This is a genomic window from Mesorhizobium sp. M4A.F.Ca.ET.090.04.2.1 (assembly GCF_003999085.1).
In the GTDB taxonomy this organism is placed as follows: Bacteria; Pseudomonadota; Alphaproteobacteria; order Rhizobiales; family Rhizobiaceae; genus Mesorhizobium.
The window spans coordinates 1-907 of the sequence record NZ_RZOT01000942.1 but is presented as its reverse complement, the minus strand read 5'-3'; the positions used below and the strand labels follow the sequence as shown (position 1 = coordinate 907).

Here is a 907-nt window from a genome sequence, read left to right as displayed (position 1 = left end):
TTGGTGCGCTCCACATCAAGGATGAGGGCAAGCGCCTCGGCCTCGGCAGCTTCAAGGCGCTGGGTGGCGCCTATGCCGTCATGCATCTGGTGCTGGAGGAGGCCGGCAACCGGCTCGGCCGTTCGGTCGATGTCGCCGAACTGCATGGCGCTGACGTCAAGGCGATTGCCGCCGGCATGACTTTCGCCTGCGCGACCGACGGCAATCACGGACGTTCGGTGGCGCAGGGCGCCGGCCTTGTCGGCGCGCGGTCCGTCATCTTCGTCCATTCAGGTGTCAGCAACGAACGCGTGGCGGCCATCGCCCGCTTCGGCGCCGAGATCGTGCGCATCGCCGGCGACTACGACCAGTCGGTCAGGGAAGCCGCGCGCGTCGCCGCCGAGCGCGGCTGGTCCGTCGTCTCCGACACGTCCTGGCCGGGCTACGAACGGATACCGGGGCTGGTGATGCAGGGCTACACCGTGATCGTGCGCGAAGCGCTGAGGCGCTTGCCCAAGTCGCCCACCCATGTCTTCCTGCAGGCCGGCGTCGGCGGCTTTGCGGCGGCGGTGGCCGGCCATCTCGCCATCGTGCTTGGCGAGCATCGCCCGAGGGTAGTCGTTGTCGAGCCCGCGCGGGCGGCCTGCGTCTACGCCACCGCAAAGGCCGGACGGCCGGTCGCGATTGCGCACACCAAGCCCACGGTGATGGCGATGCTCGAATGCTACGAGCCCTCGCTCGTCGCCTGGCGCGTGCTGTCGCGGATCGGCGATGCTTTCATGACTGTGGACGAGGAAGACGCGGTTTCGGTGATGAACCGCCTGGCCCGGCCTTCAGGCGATGATCCGGCGATCGTCTCCGGCGAGAGCGGCGGGGCGGGGCTCGCCGGAGACGATCGCCGGATCATCGCCTGAAGGCCGGGCCAGGC

General features: G+C 69.3%; 1 protein-coding gene. It reads left to right on the top strand.

Translation table 11 applies throughout. The annotated features are described in order from the left end of the window. Window positions 1–893, top strand: an 893-nt coding sequence (locus tag EN781_RS33350) for a diaminopropionate ammonia-lyase (RefSeq protein ID WP_127400770.1), incomplete at its 5' end; no start/stop codon positions are given. Window positions 894–907: the final 14 nt, after the last annotated feature.